This window comes from Flavobacterium rhamnosiphilum, from assembly GCF_004349195.1.
GTDB lineage: Bacteria > Bacteroidota > Bacteroidia > Flavobacteriales > Flavobacteriaceae > Flavobacterium > Flavobacterium rhamnosiphilum.
Genome location: NZ_SMLG01000023.1, coordinates 1 through 6,023, shown reverse-complemented (window position 1 = coordinate 6,023; position 6,023 = coordinate 1). Strand labels below are relative to the sequence as shown.

Annotated in this window: 3 protein-coding genes; all 3 read left to right on the top strand. The window is 34.9% G+C overall.

Annotation, left to right across the window (positions count from 1 at the left end; translation table 11 throughout):
• Positions 1–442: 442 nt before the first annotated feature.
• Positions 443–1,474: a helix-turn-helix domain-containing protein gene (locus E0I26_RS16275; RefSeq protein WP_131917502.1), complete on the top strand. Its 1,032-nt coding sequence runs from the start codon at positions 443–445 to the stop codon at positions 1,472–1,474.
• Between the two features lie 93 nt (positions 1,475–1,567).
• Positions 1,568–3,967 (top strand): serine hydrolase, encoded by a 2,400-nt coding sequence (locus E0I26_RS16270; protein WP_131917501.1) that lies wholly within the window; start codon positions 1,568–1,570, stop codon positions 3,965–3,967.
• Between the two features lie 521 nt (positions 3,968–4,488).
• Positions 4,489–5,793 carry a M28 family metallopeptidase gene (locus tag E0I26_RS16265; RefSeq protein WP_131917500.1) on the top strand — a complete coding sequence of 435 codons (1,305 nt, stop codon included), beginning with the start codon at positions 4,489–4,491 and terminating at the stop codon, positions 5,791–5,793.
• Positions 5,794–6,023 lie beyond the last annotated feature (230 nt).

Sequence of the window (6,023 nt, the reverse complement as noted above, 5' to 3'; positions counted from 1 at the left end):
CTTAAAAAAATAACGTTCTTAAGAGTCGGGATTGCTGTGCGAAGTCTCCCGACTTCGTACCCATTCCAATAAACTACAACCCTAAAAGTTGTAGTTTTTTTGGTAAAAACAGCATTTACGGTTTCCCTTAAAATCCCTGAATTAAAAGAAGTTAATTTAAAAAAAGATATAAAACCAGAATATTTTCAATCAGTTTTTTCGGTATTAATTTATATATTTGAAAATAACTAAACACTGACGTTTATCAGACAAAGCGTCCCTTTTTAGGGGTGATAAGTCGAATATTGTCAGCGCTATGTGCAAGTTAGCTGATATTTTTTTGTGAGACACTTCAAAATTGATTGAATGAAAAAAGACAATACTTGTTCTTTGGACAATTGGTTTTCAAAGTGTTTTTTACTCTGATAATTGATGCGTAAACAACTATTAATTTAACTAAATAATGACAGAATCAAATCAGTTACTTTTCTTCTTTAGCGCCTTAGGAGCTTTTAATGGCTTCTTACTTTCATTATATTTTGCCATAAATGCTAAAAAGAAAATTTTTACAAACTATTTTTTATCCTTACTACTGCTGGTTTTAAGTATCAGAATTATTAAATCCGTATTTTTCTACTTTAATCCGCACTTATCCAATATTTTTATTCAGGTTGGGCTTTCGGCTTGTGTTCTGATTGGTCCATTTCTTTTTTTATATCTGAAATCATATAGAAAAGATGAAAAACCAAATTGGACAAAGCATGTAATACCTTATTTGACAGTAATAACATTTTTAGGGATTTTTTATCCTTATGTTGAACATCGTGAAGTTTGGAGTAGATGGATTGTAAAAGCAATATATTGCCAATGGTTGCTTTACATTATTTTTTCCTTAAAATACCTCCAGCCGATTATTCAAAAATTCAAAGAGAAAGAAAGTTTAAAAAAAATAGATGTATGGCTCCTTAGCGTCTATCTGGGGGTTACATCTATATGGTTAGCATATACTACCGCACCTTACACATCTTATATAGTTGGAGCTTTATCATTTACATTTATTTTGTACTTAATTGTCTTGCTTTTAATTTTTAGAAATAGTACTGAATCCACTTTTTTTCAAGAAAAAGAGAAATACAAAAACAAAGAAATGGACGCGGAAACGCTGAATCTAATTGACCAAAAACTATCAATAATAGTTAAAAAAGAACTCTTTCTTAATCCAAATTTCAGCCTTGAAGAAGCCGCAAAAGAACTGAAAGTAGCAAAGCACATATTATCTCAGTATGTAAACGAAATATTAGGTAAATCTTTTTCAAATCTCATTAAAGAATATAGAATTGAAAAAGCAAAAAAGTTATTAGAAACCGAAAAAAACTATACAATTGAAAGTTTAGGTTATGATAGTGGTTTTAACTCAAAATCAACCTTCTTTACTGCATTTAAAAAAATAACCGGCTTAACTCCCGCAGAATATCAAAAATCACGCTCAAGATGAGTTCGAATCTATAAAATCAGACTCCTATTTTGCGAACTAGGTACTGAAAGGCATCGTGGAACTATACATTTGGACTCATAAAAAAATTCATTTATGTATAGATCTAAATTTTATCTCGCAATTTTTATGGGCATTTTATTCAGCTCATGGATTACATCTGTTTATTCGCAAAAAAAAGTCTTGTTTGTAACATCAAATCAGGAGTTTTATGGAAACACTAAAATAAGTACTTCCAATCACTTTGAAGAAATTGTCATTCCTTATGATATATTTATAAAAGCGGGATACACTGTTGATTTCATCAGTCCCAAGGGAGGGGCAATTCCGATTGGCTATATCAATTCTTCTGACAGTATTCAGAAAAAACATCTTTATGATGCCTTCTTTATGGACAAATTAGCGCATACTTTAAAGCCATCAGACATCAAAACTGAAGAGTATGGTGCTATTTTTTTTAATGGTGGCGGAGCAGCCATGTTTGGCGTGGCCGAAAACCAAACAATTCAAAACATTGCAAGGAAAATTTACAACCAGAATGGAGTGGTTTCCGCAATTTGTCACGGTACCGCTGGTCTAGCCTACCTGAAAGACGATGCTGGAAAATCGCTGTATCATGGCAAAAAGATAACTGGTTTTCCGGACAAGTTTGAAAGTAAGGAAAAAGAATACTACAAAACATTTCCTTTTGCTATTGACCAAGCCATAAAAAACAATGGAGGTAACTTTGTGTATTCTGAAAAAGGTTGGGACAGTTTTGTTGTTGTAGATGGAAGATTTGTAACTGGACAAGATCCTAGCTCTGGAACAAAAATGGCTCAGGAGATTATAGCACTTATGGAAGCAAAAATATCTCCAATACAAAAACAAACAACTACAAACTTAGATAAGGTCTTTTCTGAGTGGGATAATGATCCATTTAAACCGGGCGTTGCAGCAGGCTTACTAAAAAACGGTCAAGTTGTATATTTAAAAGGTTTTGGCAGTGCCGATGTAACTCATCAATCACCCATAACCACCGACACCAAATTTCAAATTGGTGCCATGTCGAAGCAATTTACAGCTTTTGCCATTTTACTACTGGAAGAACAAGGTAAATTGTCTTTATCTGATGATGTTCATAAATACATTCCTCAATTAGCTGATTTTGAACACAAAATAACCATCAAGCATTTGCTAAGTCAATCGAGTGGTTTGCCTGACTTTTTGGCCTTAAAAGAAATTGCTGGGTGGAGAGATAAAGATGTTTTTACACAAAAAGATGCGCTGGATTTAATCTTTCAACAAAAGAAATTAGATTACATACCGGGTACAAAATTTTCTCAGACTTCATCAGGACTCATTTTATTGGCTGAAGTAGTAAAGCAAATTACAGGGCAAACCCTGGCAGCCTTTTCTCAGGAACATATTTTTCAACCCCTAGGCATGACCAATACCTTGTTTTGTGATGATAGTGAAATGATGATACCCAATGTGGCTATTTCCTATCAAGCCAGTAAAAACGGGTTAAAGAATAGTCATAGCAACAATTCCATTACTGGAACTACCAATCTTTACACTTCGGCAGCAGATCTAAGTCGTTGGTATCTCAATTTTGAGAGCCCCAAAGTAGGCAGCAAAAAATTAATTGAAAAACTGACTTCCCCCGTTACTTTAAATGATGGCACCACCACTTTTAACCCTACTGCCGGAAGATTATTATACGGACAACAGCATCTACATGCAAGACGGGGCGTTCCAAAAATTTGGGCTTTTGGCTTAGAGGGCGGTTATGCAAGTAATATTTTCATATTTCCACGTCAAAATGTCACTTCATTTGTACTTGGCAACAACAATAGATACAATGGTAGCCTTGCCATGAATATGGCTATTGAAGCGCTTGGGGATGTATTTCCCCAACCCCCAAGTATTGATTTCAGTAAGCTTAAAACCATAAAAATGACACCCCAACAATTAGAAACATACAGTGGCTATTATTGGGACAATGAAAGAGTGGCGGCTCGTAGGGTTTATGTAAAAAATGACACTTTACGTTACCAATCTTTAGGCAGCAATGACGAAAGCCAATTAGTGCCAATATCAGAAAATATTTTCCAAATGGTGGTTGATGGCGATGATGTTATCATGGTGAAATTTCGTAAAGAGGCTGGTAACATGAAAATGATTTATACTTCTGGTGAAAGTGATGAATATGTATATGAAGCCTACAACCCTATAAACCACTCTTCTACCGCTTTGAGCGAGTTTACAGGCACATTTTACAGCGATGCGTTAAAGACAACATACACATTGTCTCAAAATGAAAAAGGCTTATTTACAAGTAACAAAAATCAACCCGTAATAAGTCTCACTCCTATTCAGGCGGACTTGTTCCTAAGTAGTGCCAGGAATTTTGGCGGTATTCGTTTTGTTCGTGACAAGCAACAAAATATTACAGGGTTTCATATAAATTCTGATAGGATTAAAAATCTATTTTTTGAAAAAATAAAGCATTGATTGCATAAGTATAGATGCTGATAAAACAGCACTAAATTTGTATTATTCAATTCTATTCTGATAGATAATTTTCTAATCTGAGTATTCATAAAGTGTACCCATCTGGTGCTCGTTTTCAACGAGTAGCAACTTAATTGTAATACAAAACGTAGCGTTTGTAACGCGGTTCATGAACCAATTATAAGCTTTTTCCATAAAGAGTATTTGTAGTTAGTTCTTACTTTTGAGAGGCCTATTTAAGTGTTATTGCTTCGTTCCGATAGCTATCGGAACGAAGTAATGACCAGATTGTGGAAACGGTATTATGAAAAAAGTTCGTGATTCCTAGCCCTGATGGTAGCGGCATCCTCGTAACGAAGTGTAGAGATACAGCGAACAGCAGGAGGTTTCGTTCTTGAAAACTTCAATCATTCTGCTCCAAATTGTAAATAGGTCCTAAACCTTTTTAGTAGTTTTACTGTAACACATTTTCAATACTGCACTCTTACTGTAGAATCTATTGTTATTAAATGCTATAATTTATGAAAAAAATTGTTTTAAGTGCCCTTGTACTTTGTTCGGCTTGTATGTTGCAGGCCCAGAACATCAATAAAATTATCAATACAAAAGACGTTACCAAGATAGAGAAAGTGCTTTCGGCGGATGATATGCAAGGCCGAAGAGCGTTTACTCCTGGTATCGATAAGGCTTCCTCTTATATTGAATCTGAATTTAAGAAAATAGGACTGCAAACATTTAACGGAGCGAAGGATTTCAAGCAGGAATTTTCCATGACCGAGTCTAAAAATGTTTCCCTAAAGGTGCTGATTGATGGTAAAGCGATAGACAAAGCAGATGTGGTTTCTTTTTCCTACCAACCGCAAATTGCTTTGACTGAAAAAAGCGATGTTCAAGTTGTAAAAATAAATGCTGGAGATAAATTTGGTCCGAAGTTTTACGAATATTACCAGAGCGAAAAAAATCTTTTGGTTCTTGTGGATGCTTCTTTTAAAACCCGAATCCAAAATGTGAAACACATTCCGCAAATGACTGCTAATCCTGGAGGAAATACGGTTGTGTTTGTTTTTGGTACTACTGAAGCAACTCAATTTTCAATAGAAGGCACTAATACAATTACAAAAAAAGCATTGAATAACGTAGTAGGCGTTTTGAAAGGCAAAAGCAAACCCAATGAATATGTTGTGTTTTCGGGACATTATGACCATTTAGGTGTGGGTTCCCCGGCAGAAGGAGTGGAGCACGATGCTACCGATTCTATTTATAATGGTGCCAATGATGATGCCGCTGGAACTACAGCCGTAATCATGCTGGCCAAGTATTTTAAAAAACTAAATAATAATGAGCGTACGATACTGTTTACCACATTTGTAGCTGAAGAAATAGGTGGTTACGGCGCACAATATTTTTCGAAACAATTAGACCCTGCGCAAGTAATGGCTATGTTTAACTTGGAAATGATTGGAACGGAATCAAAATGGGGTAAAAATTCGGCTTACATCACTGGTTTTGAAAAATCTAGTATGGGGGAAATACTTCAGAAAAATCTACAAGGATCAGCGTTTAAATTTTATCCGGATCCTTACCCGGAACAACAATTATTCTATCGTTCAGATAATGCGACTTTAGCGAAATTGGGTGTTCCTGCACATACGATTTCTACTTCTAAAATGGATAGCGAACCGAATTACCACAAAGTAAGTGATGAAATAGAAACTCTTGATATGGTTAACATGACACAAATCATTAAAGCCATTGCGATTAGTGCTTCTACTATTGTTAACGGAAAAGATACACCATCAAGAGTGGATAGTAGTACCTTGAAATAGAAAGTAGGATACTTCTTTGGACTTCTTGATAATTGAAGTTTGTTTATTTTAATGGGTAATTATTTTGCAATCTGTTTATTGTAAAATAATTACCCATTACTATTTTTTACCCCCCAGCTGTGCGAGCACAATGTAATTAATTTAAGCTGTTTCAACCGTCACTTCGAGTGATTTTAAACAGTATTGCGATAGCATTACTGTTTAAAATTGTATCGAGAAGCCCCCAGCTG